Origin of the sequence: Arthrobacter sp. cf158 (assembly GCF_900106835.1) — a bacterium.
GTDB lineage: Bacteria > Actinomycetota > Actinomycetes > Actinomycetales > Micrococcaceae > Arthrobacter.
In genome coordinates this window covers 1-19,667 of sequence record NZ_FNNR01000006.1, presented here as the reverse complement: position 1 = coordinate 19,667, position 19,667 = coordinate 1, and the positions used below count along the sequence as shown (strand labels likewise).

Sequence of the window (19,667 nt, the reverse complement as noted above, 5' to 3'; positions counted from 1 at the left end):
GTGGGCGGCTTGGGAGTGGAGTTCAGGCCGGTCAGGCCAGCCCGGCCAGTCCGCCCAGAACGCGGGCCAAGGACGCAGGCGAGGTTTCCTGGAGTTCAAACGTCACAGTCTCGCCGGCTACCTGCGGGGTCAGGACATGAACACCTGAAGGGGCCGTGTAGACAGTGACTGTGGGGAATTCGTTGGTGTCCGCATTGAATGCCACTACGTTGCTGGCAGCCTGGGTGTCGGCCAATGCGGTGGCGGCGTGTGCCTCGAACTGTGCCTCTGTGAAGAGGGCGGCGTCGGTGTCGCGGACCGCGGCCTTTTCCGGGTCCACGAATTCTGCAAGGCGCGGGACCAGCTGCTCGCGGGTGATCACTGTGAAGCCGTGCAGTCCGCTTTCGTCCACTTCCTCCAGCAGGACGCCGTCGTCGTGAAGGTAGCTGTAGAGCCAGCGCTTGCCGGTGGATACTGTCCTTTCCACGGAGACAACGCTGCTGCCGCTGCGCCGCAGGGTAAGCGCGCCGGTGATGTCCTCGCTGGCGTGGAGCCGGGACGGTTCGGTCTCGCCCTCGAAGATCACCGGGTACACGAGCTCCTTGGCCAGCAATCCGCGCAAGGCAACAGCGCAGAGGACTTCCTTGTTGGCATCCTGGGCGGAGAGCCAGGGGAGCGCAACCATCTGTTCGTGCTGAACGCCGTCCAGCGCCACCACTTCTTCGTCCGTCAGTGTGGGCAGAGGTGCTCCGATTGCACTGGCTGAGGCAAGAACCTTGGCTGCCGCCTCAACGTCCCGCTGGGTCCATTTCATGGTGCTGGTGGTCATCCGAATATCCCTCCGACAAAGTTTCCGACTGACTTGGCGGCGTCACTGACCCCGTCTGCAACCTTACTGCCTACATCCTTGGCGAAGCCCGCCACTTCCTTGGCGCCATCGGCAATGTAGCTGCCCGGGTTTCGGGCAAAGTTGCTGATGGAATCCCAGTTGTCGGCCACCAGGTTGCCCAGTGCCCAGGCGCCGGCCACGATGCCTGCACCGATCACGATGGGTGCGCCGATGGGTCCCAGCAGTGCGGCGCCGCCGGCCGTCATGAGCATGATGCTGCCAACACCGCCAACCACGGACAGGCCACCGGCGACGCGGTCACCAGTCCCGCGCCAGCCGTCGTGCTCCGGGTTGATCATGTCGCTGATGCCACCCACGATGTTGAGGGGTGCTGCAAGGGCCCCGGCCACGCGGAGGCCCTTGGAGAACTTGCTGGCATCCTGGAACGCCTGGCTGTACGGAATGTTGGCCTTGAGGTCAGTGAGGACGTCCGTGACCTTTTCGCCGTTGCGCAGCGCGGTCATAGCATCCCGGACCACAGTTCCGCCAGCGCGCCAATTGGTGAGGACCTCGCGGGTTTTCACCCATTCCGCGTTGCCGAGCTTGAGGTACTTGTAAGCCGTCCACAGCGGCGCGGCCAGCCCCTTTACACCCATTGCGGTGTCGTAGACGTCCTTGAGGACACCCACTGACGTGCCCGAGCCATCGTTGTGGCTGGCGAACTCCTGCTGGTTGGCGTGCTTCTTCAGCTGGCTCGCGTTCTCGCGCAGCATGGTGGCGGCCTTCACCAGGCTTTGCCGGTGCTGGGAATTCCAGTCGCCCTTGAACACGGTGGCGTCCCTGCCCTGCCACGCCGTCGTGGAATTAATGGCGTTGGATAACTGCGCGCTCTCCAAATTGATGGCATCCGCAGCCTTGCCCATCACTCCGGCAAGACTGCGAAGCTGCGCGATGTCTGCGCCGTAGAACCCAGCCATGTGGAACCCCCTGTGTGCAAGCGTCGAAAAGTCTCGTCCCAGCCTAGGCGGACCTGCAAGCTGCCGCGATGGGGAGACATGCCCATGTGCACAAAAACCATCAGTTAAAGAACGACGGCGGCTGGTGCAGTTCGCAGGGAACCGTACCAGCCGCCGTCGGGCGGGTCAGGCGCTGGGCGCGACCCTAAAAAGCGGCGCTTAGTGCGCTGCCGGAACGTAGCGCTTGATGGATGCTTCCAACTCGGCTTCGGCAGCGGCGCGGTCGCCCCAGCCCTCGGCCTTGACCCATTTGCCGGGCTCAAGGTCCTTGTAGCGCGTGAAGAAGTGCTCGATTTCCTTGATCAGGAACTCGCTGACGTCGCTGACTTCCTGGATGTGGTCGAAACGTGCGTCAACGGGGACGCAGAGGACCTTGGCATCTCCGCCGCCGTCGTCGGTCATGTTGAAAACGCCGATGGGGCGGGATTCAACGATGACGCCCGGGTGCAGATCGAAGTCCTGCAGGAGCACCAGTGCGTCCAGCGGGTCGCCGTCTTCGCCCAGGGTGTTCTCGAAGAAACCGTAGTGCGTGGGGTACTGCATGGAGGTGAACAGGACGCGGTCCAGGCGGACACGGCCGGTTTCGTGGTCAACTTCGTACTTGACGCGCGATCCCTTGGGGATCTCGATGGTCACGTCGTGCTTCATGGAATGCTCCTTGACGGGTGTGGGTGGGGCGTCGCTCCGCCGAAGCGGCCGTCACGGGTGACGGTGCCTCAGGCAGGCTGCTCAGCCCGGGGCTGGCGGCAGGCAAAATTACAGCCGGTGCCGCCGACTACTATTGAGGATATAGCGAGAGGCCCGGGTTTCTTGAACCGGCGGGGACATTTCAGGACTGACAGGACCAAGCAACTTCCATGAAGGGCATTAAAAAAGGGGATGCCCGCTCAGGGTTATCCGTGGCGTGGGGGCGTCTGAAATGGCCGGCGCTGTTGGCCGTGGTCCTGCTCTGCGTCGCTGCCGTGGTGACGGCGGGGATGGTTCCGGGGCTGCTCACTGCGCCCAAGCCCGCACCATCGGTTCCCTCCTGGCAACAAGAGCCGGCTCGGCTGTCCGATGCCAGCGGCGTGCTTCCACTGTCCAATGACGCTCCCATCCCGGTGGCTGCCGACGTCTCCCGGCTCCTTGATGCCACCTTGAAGCCGGACGGCGCGGGAAGCATCAGTGGCGTGGTGATGGACGCGTCCACCGGAAAGGTCCTTTTTGACCGTGACGCCAACGGCAACCGCATCCCGGCGTCAAACATGAAGCTGCTCACCGCCGTAGCCTCGTTGAAGGCTCTTGGCCCCGAGTCACGCTTCACCACCAGGGTGCTGGCCTCGGACAATCCCTCCACGGTGGTGCTGACTGGCGGAGGGGATGTCCTGCTGGGTGCCTCCTCCTCCGATCCCGCGGCCGTCATGGGCCGTGCCGGCTTGGCTTCCTTGGCCGCCGATACTGCCGCCGCCTTGGCGCAAGCCGGGGTCAAAGGCCCCATCACTGTGCAGGTGGACGACTCACTTTTCACCGGTGCACCCCTCAACCCGGCGTGGAGCCTGGATGACGTGGCCGCCGGTGAAACCGCTCCCTTGTTCTCCCTGGCCCTGAACTCCGGGCGCTACTCGGCCAACGTCCTGACCGGACCGCGACCGCAGGATTCCGCCGTCACCACCGCGCAGGCCTTCGCCGATCAGTTGGCGGCCGCCGGCGTCGCGGTGAGTCCCGGCGTCGAACGCGGCAAAGGCCTCCCCGCCAAGGTGCTGGCCGCCGCCGAGTCCGCCACGGTCAGCGAACAAGTGGACCTGATGCTGGAGACCTCGGACAACTTCCTCGCCGAGGCGCTGGGGCGGATGACTGCCGGAGCCTCCGGTCAAGAGGCCACGTACGACGGCGCCACTGCAGCCGTGCGGCAAAGGCTGGGGGAGTTGGGGATCGCCACGGATTCGATGCAGTTGGCCGACGTTTCGGGGCTCGCGTTGGAGAACCAGGTCAGTGCGCGCCAGTTTGCCGAGGTTGTCCGTGCCATCACCAGCGGACCGGAGCCCGCATTGCGGACGGCCTTGGACGGCTTCCCGGTGGCCGGCCTGACCGGCACCCTTGACGACAGGTATGTGGACGCCGGAACTGCGGAAGGCGCGGGGCTGGTTCGCGCCAAGACAGGGACGCTGAACACGGTGATCGCGTTGAGCGGTTACGTGGTGGATGCCGATGGCAGGCTGCTGGTGTTCTCGTTCATCGGCAACGGACTGGATCCGGGTGCTGCCGGGAACAAGGTAGCTATGGACCGATCAGCGTCGGTGCTGGCGTCCTGTGGGTGCGGGGGCTGATGCTCAGCGTGGAGCGAACTTAAGGGTTCACTGTCGGTTACGTGTGGTGTGATGGTCCTTATGGTGTCATCTGCCCGCGATTCGTCAGCAGGGGCCCCGTCCCTGATCAATTGGGACCTGGCCGCCTCTACGGCTGCCCGGCTTGCCCCTCCCGGTCCGGAGCTTAGCGCCGGAGAGATTGGCAAGGCGGTGGAGAACCTGCGCTTCAATGCGGATATCTCCGTCCCGCATGTGCACGACATCACGGGTTTGGACGCCGCACGGGATCTGCGCGATTCCCACGTCCTTGTGGTGGACCGTGCTTCTTGGTCCAAGGCCAATACGCAGAGTTTCTCCGTGATGCTGCAGCCCGCGTTGAAAAAGATGCTGGACAGCCGCAGTGGAGTGTCCATGACCCCCGCCGCAGCTGCAGCCAGTGGCGCCATCACCGGCACCCAGCTCGGTGCAGTGCTGGCATTCCTTTCCAGTAAGGTCCTGGGCCAGTACGATCCCTTTGCTGCCTTGGCTCCGGACTCCAACGTTCCGCCAGGAGGCCGGCTCCTGCTCGTGGCGCCAAACATCATCTCCGTGGAACGCGAACTTAACGTCCACCCTGACGACTTCCGCCTCTGGGTCTGCCTGCATGAGCAAACGCACCGCGTGCAGTTCGCCGCCGCGCCATGGCTCAGGCACCACATGCTGGACGAAATCGAGAAGCTCAGCGGCAACCTCCTGGGCAACATGGATTCCTTGGTGGAACGCGCCGGCGCAGTGGCCAAGTCCTTGCGCGACCGCAACCCCTCTGAAAAAGCCCCGGGCCGCGGCGCCATTCTGGACCTCCTGCAGAATCCAGAAGAGAAAGCGTCCCTCTCCCACATCACGGCCGTCATGAGCCTGCTGGAAGGCCATGCAAATGTGGTGATGGATGCCGTTGACTCCAGCATCGTTCCGTCCGTGAAGACCATCCGCCAGCGCTTCAATGACCGCGGCAAGGATCGCGGCGTCGTTGAGAAATTCATCCGCAACCTCCTGGGCCTCGATGCCAAGATGCGCCAGTACACGGACGGCGCCAAGTTCGTGCGAGAGGTTGTCGCTGTCGCAGGCATGGATGGCTTCAACAGGGTCTGGGAAGCAGCAGGGCACCTCCCCACGGAAGAAGAGATCCATAACTCCAGGCTGTGGCTTGAGCGGATGGGACTTTGACCGCTTCCGCCGCAGGAGTTCCTGCAGCCAAGGGCCGACGCCGGCCAGGGCGTTTGGCCCCGGTCGTCGGCAAAGCACGCAAGCAGTTGCAGAACGCCCTGGCCGCGGTGGGCTATCCGTCACGTGTGCTGGTCGCCTGCAGCGGCGGGCCGGATTCCTTGGCGCTCGCAGCTATCGCCGCCTACTTTGCCCGGCGTGGCCATGTGGACGGTCATCCGGTGACCGTGGCCGGCGTCGTGGTTGACCACCAACTGCAGGCCGGATCTTCGGAAGTTGCTGACAGGACCGCGGCCGTTCTCCGCGAGCTTGGGCTCTCTCCTGTGGAAGTGCGCACCGTGGAGGTCGCGGCCACTGGTTTTGGCCCCGAGGCCGCTGCCAGGGATGCCCGTCATTCCGCGTTGGACTCCGCTGCGGATGACTTTGGCTGTGGCGCGATCTTGCTGGGGCACACTCTGGACGACCAAGCTGAGCAGGTGCTTCTGGGCCTGGCCCGCGGCTCGGGAACGCGCTCCCTTGCCGGAATGAGGCCCGCCCGTGGTCGCCTGCTGCGCCCCTTCCTGGGACTTCGCCGCGAAGAGACTTTGGAAATCTGTGACGTGGAGGAGCTTGATCCCTGGCACGACCCCAGTAATGCAGATCCCGCCTTTGCCCGTTCCAGGACCCGGGTGGAGGTCATGCCCGTACTGGAGGCGAAGCTCGGACCGGGAGTTGCAGAGTCGCTGGCACGCACGGCAGCCATCCTTCAGCAGGATGCGGATTTCCTTGAGGAGCTGGCCAACGAGACCTATCTCTCACTTGTGCGGCGGGAGGGCGGCGATGCATGGCTGCCCGAGGACGCCGTCCGTCAGCTTCCGGCAGCGCTGAGGTTCCGCGTGATCGCGAAGGCGGCGGCCGACGTCGGGGGTCAACAACCCGGCTACGGGCGGCTCCAAGCCGCGGAAGCGTTGCTTCGCCGGCAAGGGTCAGCCGGGCCCGTGGAGCTTCCGGGGCACGTCAGTGTGTTTCGCTTGTCCCTCAGCGATCTGGAGCAGGAGAGGCCGGTTTCATACGCCGCGTCGGCGGCCAATGAGACCGGTGATTCGCCCCAGGCCGGTCCCCGCGAAGCCGCGCGCTGTGGGAAGCTAGTATTCCGGCATCAGAAACCGTCCCAACAGTAGCCGCACCCGAGCATCAAAACAGGAGCCATTGGTGGATTCAAACGACGTCCAGGCAGATCTCAAGCACGTTCTTTACACCAAAGAGCAGATCCAAACGCGTATCGCAGAACTCGCGGCGCAGATCGACAAGGACTACGAGGGCCGCGACATTTTGGTTGTCGGCGTCCTCAAGGGCGCCGTCATGGTCATGGCCGACCTCGCCCGTGCGCTGCACAGCCACGTGAGCATGGACTGGATGGCCGTCTCGTCCTACGGTTCGGGTACCCAGTCTTCCGGCGTAGTCCGGATCCTCAAGGACCTCGATACCGACCTCATGGGCAAAGACGTTCTCATTGTGGAAGACATCATCGATTCCGGCCTGACCCTTTCCTGGCTCAAGTCCAACCTGGAATCCCGGGGTACGGCCAGCGTGGAGATCTGCACGGCCTTCCGCAAGCCGACCGCTGCCAAGGTGGAAATCGACGTCAAGTACGTGGGCTATGACATCCCCAACGAGTTCGTGGTTGGCTACGGCCTGGATTACGCAGAGAAGTACCGCAACCTGGACTTCGTGGGCACCCTGGCCCCGCACGTCTACGAGTAAGCCTCTTTCCGCTTCTACGCCGCACAGTTTCCCGCCATCCGCACCTTGAAGACTCTGGTGCAGGGGCGCGAACGGGTGCGGCGTTGGCGTTTAAGGGGGTGCTCTGGGACAGGCCCGGAGCTAAACTGAACCATGACCGGTGCCCCCGCCCGTCTGCTGGCTGGCTTTGCCGTCCTGGCAACCCTCCTCACGGCCTGTACACCTGTGGCCGATCTCAACGAGACCGCTGCCGGTCCATCCGCCGCGGGTTCCACGGTCCTGCCAACAGGCACCCCTCCCCAAGCACCCTCGGCAACCGCCGTGCCCCCACCGTCTGTGACCGCGGTACCGCCAGCGCCTGCACCTCCAGCACCAGCACCTCCGCCCGAGGCCTTCGCCCTCAACCTCTACCAAGAGGGCGACTTCGTGCCGCAGTACACCTTTGACTGGTGCGTTGCGGCCAGCATCCAGATGGCGCACAACCTTACTGACGGCACGCGTGGAGCATCCTGGGCCGGTGCGGCGCAGCAGGGCGAACTGTGGGAGATGGCCCGGGCGAGGTCCTCCAACGCGTTCAACGGGGCCAATCCGCGGGGTTGGGCCCAGGTTCTGACCGAGGTGGGGATGGGTCCGTACACGGTGGTCAGCATCGCCAACTATGAGGACACACTGCAGACCGCGGCCCGGGCAATTGCAGAGACCGGCCGGCCGGTGGGGCTCGTCATGTGGAGTGGTCGCCACGCATGGGTGATGAGCGGATTCGAGTCCGTAGGTGATCCTGCCCGGTTCCCGGAGTTCCACGTGACCGGTGTCCATGTGCTGGATCCGCTATACCCGCACGGCAGCGGACAATGGGGCCCGTCGCCCGAGCCGAACAGCCTGCTCACCCCGGAGCAGTTGGCCACGCAGTTCGTGGTCCGCGAACCCCGGCGTTGGAGCACGGATCTTCCCACGGGTTATCTGCTGGTGCTCCCGGTGGCCGCGGCCTGACTCATCGCCAGAGTAAAAAAGCCTGTCCCGATGCGTCGGACGCGAGTATCCTGTGTACGCCCAGAGGGAACTTTTGGACTTTCCGATGCGTGAATTACTGGGAACGGTGTATAGCTTGAAACTGAAGCAGCACCACTCGCGCGCAGAAGTTGCGCCTTGCAGCACTACCAGGAGGGACGGGGCAAAACCCCGATCAGATGAAAGCTAAGAGTTTCTTCAAGGGCCCGGGCATCTGGATTGTTGTCGTCGTTGGCTTGCTCCTGGTGGCATTCGCAACACTGGCTCCGGGCGGTTCCACGCGCATTGACACCAAGGAAGGCCTGGAGCTCCTTTCCCAGAGCGGGAAGGTTGAGCAGGCCAAGATCTTCGACGCCGAGAACCGCGTTGACCTGGTGCTCAAGGACAACCTGAACCTGGATGGCCAGGACAAGGGCAAGAACGTCCAGTTCTTCTACGTCACGGATCGCGGTCCTGATGTTGTGAAGGCTGTTACCAACGCCAACCCGGACAAGGGCTTCACGGACCAGCCGATCGAGAACAACTGGTTCTCCGGCTTGTTCTCGCTGCTCATCCCGGTGCTGCTGCTTGGTGTGCTGTTCTGGTTCCTTCTTTCCCGCATGCAGGGCGGCGGCTCCAAGGTGATGCAGTTCGGCAAGTCCAAGGCCAAGCTGGTCAACAAGGACATGCCGCAGGTGACCTTCTCCGACGTCGCCGGTGCTGACGAGGCCGTTGAGGAGCTCCAGGAAATCAAAGAGTTCCTCCAGGAACCCGCAAAGTTCCAGGCCGTTGGCGCCAAGATCCCCAAGGGTGTGCTGCTGTACGGCCCTCCGGGCACTGGTAAGACGCTGCTGGCCCGTGCTGTTGCCGGCGAGGCCGGCGTTCCCTTCTTCTCCATCTCCGGCTCGGACTTCGTTGAGATGTTCGTCGGTGTTGGTGCTTCCCGTGTCCGCGACCTCTTCGAGCAGGCCAAGGCAAGTTCCCCCGCCATCATCTTCGTTGATGAAATCGACGCTGTCGGTCGTCACCGTGGCGCCGGCATCGGTGGCGGTAATGACGAGCGTGAGCAGACCCTGAACCAGCTCCTCGTGGAGATGGACGGCTTCGACGTCAAGACCAACGTCATCCTCATCGCGGCTACCAACCGTCCGGACGTCCTGGACCCCGCTTTGCTGCGCCCGGGCCGCTTCGACCGCCAGATCACCGTGGAAGCCCCGGACATGATCGGCCGCGAACAGATCCTTAACGTTCACGCCAAGGGCAAGCCCATGGCGCAAGGCATCGACCTTAAAGCCGTGGCCAAGAAGACTCCCGGTTACACCGGTGCTGACCTGGCCAACGTGCTCAACGAAGCCGCATTGCTGACGGCGCGTTCCAACGCCAACCTGATTGACGATCGCGCGCTGGACGAGGCAATCGACCGCGTCATGGCCGGCCCGCAGAAGCGCAGCCGCGTGATGAAGGAACTTGAACGCAAGATCACCGCGTACCACGAAGGCGGCCACGCGCTGGTTGCCGCTGCCTTGCGCAACTCCGCTCCGGTCACCAAGATCACCATCCTTCCCCGTGGCCGTGCCCTTGGCTACACCATGGTGATTCCCGAGGACGACAAGTACTCGGTGACCCGCAACGAACTCCTGGACCAGATGGCCTACGCCATGGGTGGCCGTGTTGCCGAGGAGATCGTTTTCCACGACCCCTCCACCGGTGCCTCAAATGACATCGAAAAGGCCACCTCCACGGCCCGGAAGATGGTTACGCAGTACGGCATGAGCGAACGCGTTGGCGCCGTGAAGCTGGGCCAGGGTGGCGGCGAACCGTTCCTCGGCCGCGACGCTGCACAGGAGCGCAACTTCTCGGACCAGATCGCGTACGTCGTGGACGAGGAAGTTCGTCGCCTGATCGATCAGGCGCACGATGAGGCTTATGCCATCCTCACGGAGAACCGCGATGTCCTGGACCGCTTGGCATTGGAACTGCTTGAGCGGGAAACCCTGAACCAGGCCGAGATCGCCGAGATCTTCCACGACATCCGGAAGCGCGATTTCCGCGAAATCTGGCTGTCCAAGGAGTCCCGTCCGGTCCAGTCGATTCCACCGGTGGAAAGCCGCGCTGAGAAGGCTGAACGCGAAGCCCAGGAAGAAGCCAAGAAGGCGCGTCTGGACGAGCCGCTGGACGTCGTCGCACCGCATGCCCAAGGAGTCAGCAGCCAGGATTCGTTCCAGGCCCCGCATCCCGACGGCGGCAACGACCACCCGCATCACGGCTAAGCTTTCTGCTGTGACTCATTTCGACGACGACGACGACCTCGCCGCCGCCCACGGTTCCGCCGCGGGCTCCAAGCACGGCCACAAAGTTGACCGCCCGCGTATTGAAGCGGCTGTCCGCGAGATTCTCCTGGCAATAGGTGAAGATCCCGACCGTGGTGGGCTCCAGGACACGCCCAAGCGCGTAGCCAAGGCTTATGCCGAGGTGTTTGCAGGGCTGCACCAGCACCCTGCGGATGTCCTGTCCACCACGTTCGACCTTGACCATGAAGAGCTTGTCCTGGTGAAGGACATCCCCTTCTACTCCACGTGCGAGCATCACTTGGTGCCGTTCCACGGCGTCGCGCATGTTGGTTATATTCCGTCGCATGACGGCAAGGTGACCGGCCTAAGCAAGCTTGCCAGGCTGGTGGACATCTATGCGCGACGCCCTCAGGTGCAGGAACGCCTCACCACCCAGATCGTGGAGGCGCTCGTGAAGCACCTCAACCCACGCGGGGCGATAGTCGTCGTCGAATGTGAACACATGTGTATGTCAATGCGCGGCATCCGCAAGCCCGGCGCGAAGACCGTCACCAGCGCGGTGCGCGGTCAACTCCATGACCCGGCCACCCGCGCCGAGGCCATGAGCCTCATACTCGGAAGGTAAGCACTATGGACTCCCTCGCTGCAGCACCCGGAACCGGCCCGGCTACAAGCCCGCTGCCGGTTCTCCGCAAGCCGCGCCCCGCGGCAAGGTTCGAGGACCTGCCAACGGACCGCACGCTGGTCATGGGAATCCTCAATGTCACCCCGGATTCCTTCAGCGACGGCGGCACCCACCGCACGCCGGATACTGCCATCGCGCTGGGGCTGCGCATGTTCTACGCAGGGGCGGACATCATCGACGTCGGGGGCGAATCCACGCGCTCGGGCGCCGAGCCGGTTTCCCCTGAGGAAGAACAGCGCCGCGTCATCCCGGTGATTCAGGCCCTGGTCAAGGCCGGTGCGCTGGTCAGCATCGACACGATGCACACGTCCACGGCAGCGGCAGCAGTGGACGCCGGAGCGGCCATCATCAACGATGTGTCCGGCCTGACCATTGAGCCGGACATGCCCGAGCTCGTGGCGCGCACCAAGGTTCCCTACATCCTCACGCACCGCCGCGGCGACGCCCTGACCATGGACAGCCTCACGGACTACAACAACGTGACTGAGGACGTGGTGGCTGAGCTCAGCGGCGTCCGCGACAAGCTGTACGCAGCGGGCGTGGCTCCGGAGCAGATCATCATCGATCCCGGCGTAGGTTTCTCCAAGAACGAGGACCAGAACTGGGAGATCCTCAAGAACCTGGACCAGCTCTTCACGCTTGGCCACAAAGTGATGGTGGCTGCTTCCCGCAAGCGGTTCCTCGGTTCGCTTCTCACCGTGTCCGGTAAGTCGGCTGCTCCCTTGGAACGCGACGCCGCCACCGCTGCCATTACCGCTTTGAGCGCCACCAAGGGCGCTTGGGCTGTCCGCGTCCACGACGTCGGCCCCAACCTTGACGCCGTCAAGGTCGCCGCCCGTATAGCCCGCTGATTGGAAAACGCTGTGGACAGGATCACGCTGACCGGCGTCACCGCCGTCGGTTATCACGGAGTCTTCGATTTCGAGCGCCGTGATGGCCAGCCGTTCGTGGTGGATGCCGTGCTGCACACGGATTTCACCAAGGCTGCCCAGACGGATGACCTGCAGTACACAGCCCATTACGGCGAAGTTGCTGAACTGATCACCCAACACATCGAGGGCGAGCCCTTGAACCTGATCGAGGCCCTGGCCGTCAGGATTGCCGAGGCCATTCTGGCGAATTACACCGTGGCCGCGGTCGACGTCACCATCCACAAGCCCAAAGCTCCCATCGAGGTGCCGTTCGGCGACGTCACTGTCAGCGTCCACCGGGAGCGATCATGACGTCCGGCTATACCAAGGCCATCCTGGCCCTTGGCAGCAACCTGGGGGAACGTAACGACACTCTGTCCACCGCCGTGGCCGATCTGGTGGACCCTCCGGAGGTTCGTCTCCTGGGCGTTTCTCCGGTGGTGCAGACCAAGGCAGTTGGCGGTCCCGAGGGCCAACCCGACTTTCTGAACATGGTCATGGCTGTGGAGACCACGCTTACGCCGTTGGAGCTTTTGAAGCACTGCAACGAGGTGGAGGAGAAGCACCACCGTACCCGTGAGGTGCGCTGGGGTCCCCGGACGCTGGACGTCGACATTGTCGTGTTCGGCGACCTCGTCAGTGACGACCCCATCCTCACCCTCCCGCACCCCCGGGCGGGGGAGCGCGCTTTTGTTCTCTATCCGTGGTCCCTGCTGGAACCACACGCGAAACTCAACGGTCAGAGCGTTGCCGATCTTGCCGCCGTCGCAGCTGACATGCCGGACATTCGTCGGTTTGACGGCTACGGTGACGTCGCCGGAGTGCCAGCGACGGGAGCGGTGGAGTAGCCATGAAAGCCATGCGCCCCGTGGTTCTGGTGCTCATTGCCGTCATCGCTGCCGTCATCGGCTGGTTGGCCACTGCAACTACCAACCGCTTCAGCATGCCCACCCCGGTCCTGCCAGTCTCTGCGCTGATCACCATGGGCGTCATTGTCGGCCTCACGCTTGTCATGGGGATCCGGGTTCTGCGGTGGCGGAATGGCAAAAAGAAGAACATGCTCAACCCGATCCTGGCGGCCCGGACCCTGATTTTGGCCCAGGCCTGCGCCTACGCCGGAACGTTGCTCCTCGGCTGGCATGCGGGAATCTCGGTTGACCTTCTCCGAGTCGGCGGCTTGCGCAGCGGTGAAGGCATCCTCTGGAACGCCGTGCTGATGGGCGGTGGAGGCGTGGTGATGGTAGTGGTTGGACTTGTTGTTGAACGGTTCTGCCGGATACCCCCGGAGGACTTTGAGGGCGGTACCGCCGGACCGGAACCCCGTCGCGGCGAAACCAAAGGTGAAGGCGAGTATGCATACCGAGGCGATTGACCCTCCTGGCGTTCAGTGGCTTCGGGTGTCCCCGAAGTACGTCACCGTTCGCTTGGTGGAGTGGGCCATCGGCAATGTCTTCATGGTGGCCATTCTCAGCTTGCCGCTCATTTTCGTGCTGTTGGGTTGGTGGCTCTGGCCACCCTTATGGCTCGCCATCACGGTTCCGGCGGTAATGCTGGTTCTGGCACTGTGGCGGCTCCTGCTGATACCGCGCCAAGTGCGTGCCATCGGCTACGCAGAACGCGATGACGATCTCCTCATCCGCCGCGGCATCTTCTTCCAGCGCACCATGGTGGTTCCCTACGGCCGGATGCAGTATGTGGACGTGGCAGTGGGGCCCGTCGAGCGCGGCCTGGGGCTGTGCACCCTGAAACTTCACACGGCCTCGGCTGGAACAAACGCACATCTGCCAGGACTCCCCGCTGAGGAAGGCGCGCGTCTGCGCGAGCAACTTTCTGCCCGCGGAGAAGCCAGGCTGGCTGGGCTGTGAGCCCTGCGGACAGTGCGGCTGTGAGCCCGCCGGCTGCAACGGTCGACGGCGACTGGAAGCGTGTCCACCCGGCGTCACCATTCGTTCGCGGCTGGGTGGCGCTGGCCGCCGTCGGATTCTTCTTCGGCCGCGACGCTTTTGAGCGGATGCTGCAGGGCCGGGATTTCCTGGATCCCAACCTGAACGGCCGTGTTCCATGGCTCCTGGCCGGCGGCGCCGTCGTTTTGCTCCTGACAGTTGGCGGCTTCATCCTCAGCTGGTATTTCACGCGCTACCAGGTGGCCGAAGGCTATGTGCGGGTGAACACCGGCTTCCTGTTTAAGCAGCAGCGGCAGGCACGCCTGGACCGTGTGCAGGCCATCGACATTGTGCAGCCGCTCCTGGCACGGATTTTTGGTCTCGCCGAACTCAAGTTTGAAGTGGCCGACGCCGGCGAGTCGGCAGTGCGGCTGGCTTACCTTCCGCTCCACCAGGCCAAGCAGCTCCGCGCCACCATCCTTGCGCGGGCAGCGGGCGTGGTCAGCGGTCCCGAGACAATCGAGGAGATTCCCGAAGCGCCGGAGCACGTGGTGCTGGCCGTGCCGCCGGGCAGGCTCATCGGTGCCCTGCTGTTAAGCGAGCAAACCGTCGGTATTCTGCTCGGCGCCGCTGTTGTTGTCACCACCTCGGTTCTCCTGGAGAACAACGCCATTTTCCTGGCGCTCATCCCTGGCATTTTGGGTATCGGTGCCGCGTATTGGAGTTCGTTCAACAAGGGCTACAACTTCACCGCGGCCATCTCCCCGGACGGCATCCGCCTTCGCTACGGCTTGTTGGATACGCAGGCGCAGACCGTACCGCCCGGACGCATCCAGGCGCTGATGGTCACTCAGCCACCCCTTTGGAGGGTCTTCGGCTGGTACCGGATGCACGTCAACGTTGCCGGCTACGGTGTTTCGGCCAGCAGTGAGGGTGCTGCACGCACCATGTTGCTTCCTGTTGGCTTGAAGTCTGATGTCATGCGGATGATGTCGTTGGTACTGCCGGATCCTGGTGTGGGGGATCCGGAACGGGTCTTCACTGCCGGGCTGGAGGGTTTGGCACCGGCCGGGCCTCAGTCCAGCGCAGGGGACGGGTTCGTCACCACGCCCCGCCGTGCCCGCTTGCTGGCCCCTTTGGGTTGGCGGCGCAACGGATTCTTTGCCACCCGGACTGCCTTGGTGATCCGTTCCGGCCGTTGGTGGCGCACCTTGGTCCTTGTGCCTCATCAGCGGACGCAATCCATGGCGCTGCAGCAGGGACCGTTGGCGCGGCGCTTCGGGGTGGCCGATCTGGTTCTCCACACCACCGCTGGACCCGTTTCTCCCCGCGTGTTCCAAGCTGGAGTGGAGCAGGCCGTGGAGCTCTTCGACCAGCAGTCCGCCCGGGCACGTGAAGCTCGGAAGCGGCAAACCAGCGAACAGTGGCTGGCTCAGGTAGCACCGCAGGCGCCCGAGGTTGCGGCCACGGTGGAAGCCGAACAGCCCCAACGGCCAGCGCAGCCTGTACAACCCGTACAACCTGTACAACCTGTACAACCCGTTCAACCCCAGACTTCACCCCAGGAGGACCGACACAATGGCTAGGCCAGGACGACTCGGAGTTGGCATCATCGGCGCCGGCAAGGTGGGTGCCGTCCTCGGTGCCGCTTTGCGCGCGGCCGAACACGCCGTCGTCGGGGTTTCTGCTGTGTCCGAGGCGAGCCGGGAGCGGGCCGGGACCCTGCTTCCCGGCGTTCCGATCCTGGAGATCCAGGACATCGTGGAACGCTCGGAACTCGTGCTGTTGGCTGTTCCGGACGATGCCTTGGGGGAGTTGGTCGCCGGACTGGCAAAGCTCGGCGCCTGGCAGCCTGGCCAACTGGTGGCGCATACGTCCGGCCGATTCGGCGTCGGAATCCTCAGTCCGGTCCGCCCAGCCGGCGCCATCCCACTGGCACTGCACCCGGCCATGACCTTCACCGGTATGAGCCTGGACCTGACCCGGGTCATGGACTGCACTTTCGGAGTGACCGCCGACGCCGCCATGCTTCCGATCGCCCAGGCATTGGTAGTTGAGATGGGTGCTGAGCCAGTGGTCATTGCCGAAGGGGACCGCACGCTCTATCACGCGTCCCTCGCGCACAGCTCCAACCACATGGTCACGCTGGTGGCGCAGGCGTCGCAGATGCTCCGGGAGATCGGGGTCGAATCCCCTGAATCCATGCTCGGTCCGCTGCTGCGGGCCACGCTGGAGAACGCCCTTGCCTCCGGCGAATCGGCACTGACAGGTCCCGTGGCGCGCGGGGATGTGGGTACTGTCGCGGCGCACGCGCAGGCACTGAGGGAATACGACGGCGGTGCGGGCGGCGGTGTCCTCGCGGCCTACCAAGCCATGGCGCAGGCTACTGCCCGCCGGGCGGTAAACCGCGGGTTGCTGCGCCCGGAACAACTGAATGACATTGACCAGGCGTTGGGCGCTGAACCCAACGCGCCGGAAGGAAACTGAACAGCATGGCCATCAAACTCGTGACTACCGCGGCGGAACTGCGCGCCGAGAGTGCCAGGCTCCTGGCTGCCAAAGGTGGAAACTCGCAGGGCCTGGTGCCCACAATGGGGGCTTTGCACGCGGGCCACGCGGCGTTGGCGCGGACCGCAGTGGCTGAGAACGACGTCGTGGTGGCCACCATCTTCGTGAACCCGCTGCAGTTCGGTGATGCTGTGGATCTTGACCGCTACCCACGGACCCTCCAGGCAGATATGGCCCTGCTTGATGCCGAAGGCGTGGACCTCGTCTTCGCACCGTCCGTGGACGAGGTGTATCCCGGCGGCCAGCCCTTGGTGCGGGTCACATCCGGCCCGTTGGGCGAAAAGTGGGAAGGTGCCTCGCGCCCGGGGCACTTCGACGGCGCCCTGACTGTGGTGGCCAAGCTGCTTCACTACGGACTGCCCGGAGGTGCTGCCACGGACGGCACGACGGCGGCCTACCGGGCTTACTTTGGCCAGAAGGACGCGCAACAGTTGGCTCTGGTGAAGCGCATGGTTTCTGACTTGAACTTCCCGGTGGAAATTGTTCCCGTGCCGATCGTGCGGAGTGAGGACGGTTTGGCGTTGTCCAGCCGCAATCGTTTTCTCTCTGAGGAGGAGCGGGAGGCCGCGCTGGTGTTGTCGCGGGCTTTGCGCCTCATTGAGTCGCGCGCCACCGCACACCAACCGCTGGACCTGGATTCCGCCGTCGCGCTTGTTGAATCCCAGCCACTGGTGGAACTGGACTATTTCGACGTCGTGGATCCTGCCACGCTGGAGCCGCTGGCAGAGAACTGCAAGGAGACGCCCTTCCGCGGTGAAGGACTGGCGATCATTGCAGCCAAGGTTGGCCCGGTGCGGCTCATCGATAACGCCCCGTTGTTTTCCTAACGTTTGGAATTTTCCTGCTGACGGGAATTGGATGGGCGTTTAGACTGTTTTAGTCTTCACCGGCACAGATCGCCGGACACCAAATCCAAACCTTGGGGAACCCTCATGTCTACCGACGTCACGTCCGACGCCAACGGCAAGCCTGAATCCGGCGCTTCCGGTACCGTCGCCTCTGCGGAGGCAGCCGCCCCGCAGGCTCCGGTGTCACAGGCGCCTGTGTCGGGCAAGATGTCCCGCGAATCGGTGACGGTCATCGTCACGTTGCTGGTTGCCACCTTCGTGGTGATCCTCAACGAGACCATCATGAACGTCGCCCTGCAGCGGCTCATGACGGACCTGCAGGTCAGCGCTTCCACAGTCCAGTGGTTGGCCACCGGGTTCATGCTGACCATGGCAGTCGTCATCCCCACCACCGGGTTCATCCTGCAACGGATGAGCACGCGCGGGGCGTTCATGCTGGCTATGGGACTCTTCAGCGGCGGCACATTGTTGGCCGCCTTGGCACCGGGATTCCTGGTGCTGCTGCTGGCGCGCATTGTCCAGGCCGGCGGAACGGCCATCATGCTGCCATTGCTGATGACCACCATCCTCACGCTGGTACCCATGGCAAAGCGCGGTGCCGTCATGGGCAACGTCAGCATTGCTATCTCGGTTGCTCCTGCCATGGGGCCCACCGTTTCCGGCATCATCCTGGACCACTTCTCGTGGCGCTTCATGTTCGTGTTCGTGCTGCCCGTTGCCTTGGCAGCCTTTGCGATTGGCGCCAAATACCTCACCAACGTGGGTGAGCGCGAGAAGACCACTTTGGATGTTGCTTCGGTGATCCTCACTGTTCCTGCCTTCGGTGGCCTGGTGTACGGCCTGAGCCAGATTGGTGGCGCCAACGCCGGGATTGTTCCGGTCATCGCCCTGGTGGTGGGTCTCCTCTGCCTGGCGCTGTTTGTCTTCCGGCAGTTGAAGCTCCAGAAATCGGACGCGCCGCTGCTGGACCTCCGCGCCTTCAAATTCCGGATGTTCACGGTTTCCACGCTGCTGATGGTCGTCGCCATGATGGCGCTGTTCGGTGGTGTGATCCTGCTGCCGCTGTACCTGCAGAACACCCTGCACCTGCAGCCGTTGGAGACCGGGTTGGCGTTGCTGCCGGGCGGTTTGGCCATGGGTTTGCTGGGTCCGGTCATTGGCCGCATCTTCGACAAAGTGGGTCCGCTGCCGCTCACCGTTTCCGGCTCAGTCCTCATGGTCCTGACTCTGTGGCAGTTCTCCCGGCTTGATGAGGGAAGCGCGCTGGGATGGGTGATTGCGCTGCACGTTACGTTGAGCCTCGGCCTGGCATTGTTGTTCACCCCGGCCTTCACCACCGGCCTGAACCCACTGCCGCCGCACCTCTATTCACACGGTTCGGCGATCATCAGCACCGCCCAGCAGGTTTCCGGTGCAGCTGGTACCGCATTGCTCGTGTCCATCTACGCCGTGGTTTCTGCTTCGTCCGGCCTCGTTGCCGGCATGCAGGCAGCGTTCCTGGCAGCCACCATCATTGCCGTTGCTGCCGTCATCCTCGGTGCCATGATGCGCAAGACCGAAGGTGCCGGAGGCCACGGAGGTCACTGACCCTCGCCTCGCACCTCCCCCGCACCTTCCCACCCTTCCGACGCTCTCTCACCTTTTTGGGGTTTTCGGGGGATCCTCTCTCACGTTTTGGTCTTTTTTGGGCAACGCTCTCTCACTGTGGTGGGGGAGCGTTGTTGGTTTCCGGGGTTGGTGTTCGACGGCGGTTGGTGGGGTTGGCGGAGGTGGCGGGTTGGTGTTCGATGGCGGTTGGTGGGTTTGGTGTGAGGGGGCGGGTTGGGTGGGGGTTTGGGTGGTGTGATGGGGTTCACGGGGTTGGTGTTGGTGGTTTTGGGGTTGTTTTGGGGGGTTGTTTGCTTTGTTTGGCGTGTGTTTGCGGGGTTTTTGGGTGGTGTTGGGGTGGATTTGGTGTGGGGGTGGGGCGCGTGTAAAGTTATTCGAGTCGCCGCCGCTGATGCGGAAAGTTAGCGACAATCTCCCTTCAAATCGCCGGTTTCGGTAGTGCTTTTGTGTGCTGCGGTTGTGGTGTGGGAGGCCTGGTGCTGGTTTGCTTTGTGCGGCTGGTTCGGGTAAGTTTGAAAAGTTGCTCCGGAGCGATCTTGGACCCTTTGGTGGGTGTGGGTGGTGCCGGGTGTGTCTGTTGTTTGAGAACTCAATAGTGTGCCAAGTTTGTTGATACCGATTGTTTTTTGATTGGTTGAAATTATGGCCGGATTGTCGCGCACCCCCGTGTGTGGTGGTCTGGTTTTCAGCTGGTTTCGAATTTTGTGCAGCCGTGTTCGCCGTTATTTCCGGTGGGTGTGGTTGTGTCTGTTTGATTTGTTTTTTTCAACGGAGAGTTTGATCCTGGCTCAGGATGAACGCTGGCGGCGTGCTTAACACATGCAAGTCGAACGATGATGCCCAGCTTGCTGGGTG

Annotated in this window: 19 protein-coding genes and 1 rRNA gene; 17 read left to right on the top strand and 3 right to left on the bottom strand. The window is 63.5% G+C overall.

Features of this window, described 5'->3' with window-relative positions:
* Window positions 1-31: 31 nt before the first annotated feature.
* The 3 genes from BLW08_RS12995 to BLW08_RS12985 form a co-directional block, all read right to left on the bottom strand.
* Window positions 32-808, bottom strand: coding sequence for a hypothetical protein (locus tag BLW08_RS12995; protein WP_091325603.1), 777 nt, complete (start codon window positions 806-808; stop codon window positions 32-34).
* Window positions 805-1,785 carry a hypothetical protein gene (locus BLW08_RS12990; protein WP_090822348.1) on the bottom strand — a complete coding sequence of 327 codons (981 nt, stop codon included), beginning with the start codon at window positions 1,783-1,785 and terminating at the stop codon, window positions 805-807. Before BLW08_RS12990 ends, BLW08_RS12995 begins: the two co-directional genes overlap by 4 nt.
* Before the next feature lie 198 nt (window positions 1,786-1,983).
* Window positions 1,984-2,472 carry an inorganic diphosphatase gene (locus BLW08_RS12985; protein ID WP_024818962.1) on the bottom strand — a complete coding sequence of 163 codons (489 nt, stop codon included), beginning with the start codon at window positions 2,470-2,472 and terminating at the stop codon, window positions 1,984-1,986.
* Window positions 2,473-2,681: 209 nt separating this feature from the next.
* Here BLW08_RS12985 and dacB point away from each other — a divergent pair, with 209 nt between their 5' ends.
* The 17 genes from dacB to BLW08_RS12900 all read left to right on the top strand — a co-directional run.
* Window positions 2,682-4,130, top strand: a complete 1,449-nt coding sequence (gene dacB, locus BLW08_RS12980; RefSeq protein ID WP_091325601.1) for a D-alanyl-D-alanine carboxypeptidase/D-alanyl-D-alanine endopeptidase — start codon at window positions 2,682-2,684, stop codon at window positions 4,128-4,130.
* Between the two features lie 60 nt (window positions 4,131-4,190).
* Window positions 4,191-5,312, top strand: a complete 1,122-nt coding sequence (locus tag BLW08_RS12975; RefSeq protein ID WP_090822643.1) for a zinc-dependent metalloprotease — start codon at window positions 4,191-4,193, stop codon at window positions 5,310-5,312.
* Window positions 5,313-5,398: 86 nt separating this feature from the next.
* Window positions 5,399-6,469: a tRNA lysidine(34) synthetase TilS gene (tilS, locus tag BLW08_RS12970; RefSeq protein ID WP_091325979.1), complete on the top strand. Its 1,071-nt coding sequence runs from the start codon at window positions 5,399-5,401 to the stop codon at window positions 6,467-6,469.
* 31 nt (window positions 6,470-6,500) lie between these two features.
* The gene (gene hpt, locus BLW08_RS12965) at window positions 6,501-7,052 is read left to right on the top strand and encodes a hypoxanthine phosphoribosyltransferase (RefSeq protein WP_026540856.1); all 552 of its coding nucleotides are present in this window, start codon (window positions 6,501-6,503) and stop codon (window positions 7,050-7,052) included.
* A gap of 132 nt (window positions 7,053-7,184) precedes the next feature.
* Complete coding sequence (locus tag BLW08_RS12960; protein ID WP_090822353.1) at window positions 7,185-8,021, top strand: hypothetical protein; 837 nt, start codon at window positions 7,185-7,187, stop codon at window positions 8,019-8,021.
* 197 nt (window positions 8,022-8,218) lie between these two features.
* On the top strand, window positions 8,219-10,288 hold the full coding sequence (gene ftsH / locus BLW08_RS12955; protein ID WP_090822356.1) for an ATP-dependent zinc metalloprotease FtsH: 2,070 nt from the start codon (window positions 8,219-8,221) through the stop codon (window positions 10,286-10,288).
* Between the two features lie 10 nt (window positions 10,289-10,298).
* Complete coding sequence (folE, locus tag BLW08_RS12950) at window positions 10,299-10,934, top strand: GTP cyclohydrolase I FolE (RefSeq protein ID WP_090822646.1); 636 nt, start codon at window positions 10,299-10,301, stop codon at window positions 10,932-10,934.
* A gap of 5 nt (window positions 10,935-10,939) precedes the next feature.
* The gene (gene folP, locus BLW08_RS12945; RefSeq protein WP_091325599.1) at window positions 10,940-11,845 is read left to right on the top strand and encodes a dihydropteroate synthase; all 906 of its coding nucleotides are present in this window, start codon (window positions 10,940-10,942) and stop codon (window positions 11,843-11,845) included.
* Window positions 11,846-11,857: 12 nt separating this feature from the next.
* Entirely contained in the window at window positions 11,858-12,217 is a 360-nt protein-coding gene (folB, locus tag BLW08_RS12940) for a dihydroneopterin aldolase (protein ID WP_090822360.1), read from the top strand.
* A complete protein-coding gene (gene folK / locus BLW08_RS12935; protein WP_090822362.1) occupies window positions 12,214-12,753 on the top strand; it encodes a 2-amino-4-hydroxy-6-hydroxymethyldihydropteridine diphosphokinase in 540 nt (179 codons plus the stop codon). Before folB ends, folK begins: the two co-directional genes overlap by 4 nt.
* Window positions 12,754-12,755: 2 nt before the next feature.
* On the top strand, window positions 12,756-13,277 hold the full coding sequence (locus tag BLW08_RS12930) for a DUF3180 domain-containing protein (RefSeq protein WP_091325597.1): 522 nt from the start codon (window positions 12,756-12,758) through the stop codon (window positions 13,275-13,277).
* Window positions 13,258-13,770: a PH domain-containing protein gene (locus BLW08_RS12925; RefSeq protein WP_091325595.1), complete on the top strand. Its 513-nt coding sequence runs from the start codon at window positions 13,258-13,260 to the stop codon at window positions 13,768-13,770. The genes BLW08_RS12930 and BLW08_RS12925 overlap by 20 nt, the downstream gene beginning before the upstream one ends.
* A 20-nt stretch (window positions 13,771-13,790) precedes the next feature.
* Window positions 13,791-15,374, top strand: coding sequence for a PH domain-containing protein (locus BLW08_RS12920; protein WP_254779853.1), 1,584 nt, complete (start codon window positions 13,791-13,793; stop codon window positions 15,372-15,374).
* Window positions 15,367-16,275 carry a Rossmann-like and DUF2520 domain-containing protein gene (locus BLW08_RS12915; RefSeq protein WP_091325591.1) on the top strand — a complete coding sequence of 303 codons (909 nt, stop codon included), beginning with the start codon at window positions 15,367-15,369 and terminating at the stop codon, window positions 16,273-16,275. The genes BLW08_RS12920 and BLW08_RS12915 overlap by 8 nt, the downstream gene beginning before the upstream one ends.
* A 5-nt stretch (window positions 16,276-16,280) precedes the next feature.
* Complete coding sequence (panC, locus tag BLW08_RS12910) at window positions 16,281-17,183, top strand: pantoate--beta-alanine ligase (protein ID WP_090822372.1); 903 nt, start codon at window positions 16,281-16,283, stop codon at window positions 17,181-17,183.
* A 105-nt stretch (window positions 17,184-17,288) separates the two neighbouring features.
* Complete coding sequence (locus tag BLW08_RS12905) at window positions 17,289-18,791, top strand: DHA2 family efflux MFS transporter permease subunit (RefSeq protein WP_091325589.1); 1,503 nt, start codon at window positions 17,289-17,291, stop codon at window positions 18,789-18,791.
* A gap of 786 nt (window positions 18,792-19,577) precedes the next feature.
* Window positions 19,578-19,667, top strand: a 16S ribosomal RNA gene (locus BLW08_RS12900); the annotation flags it as partial.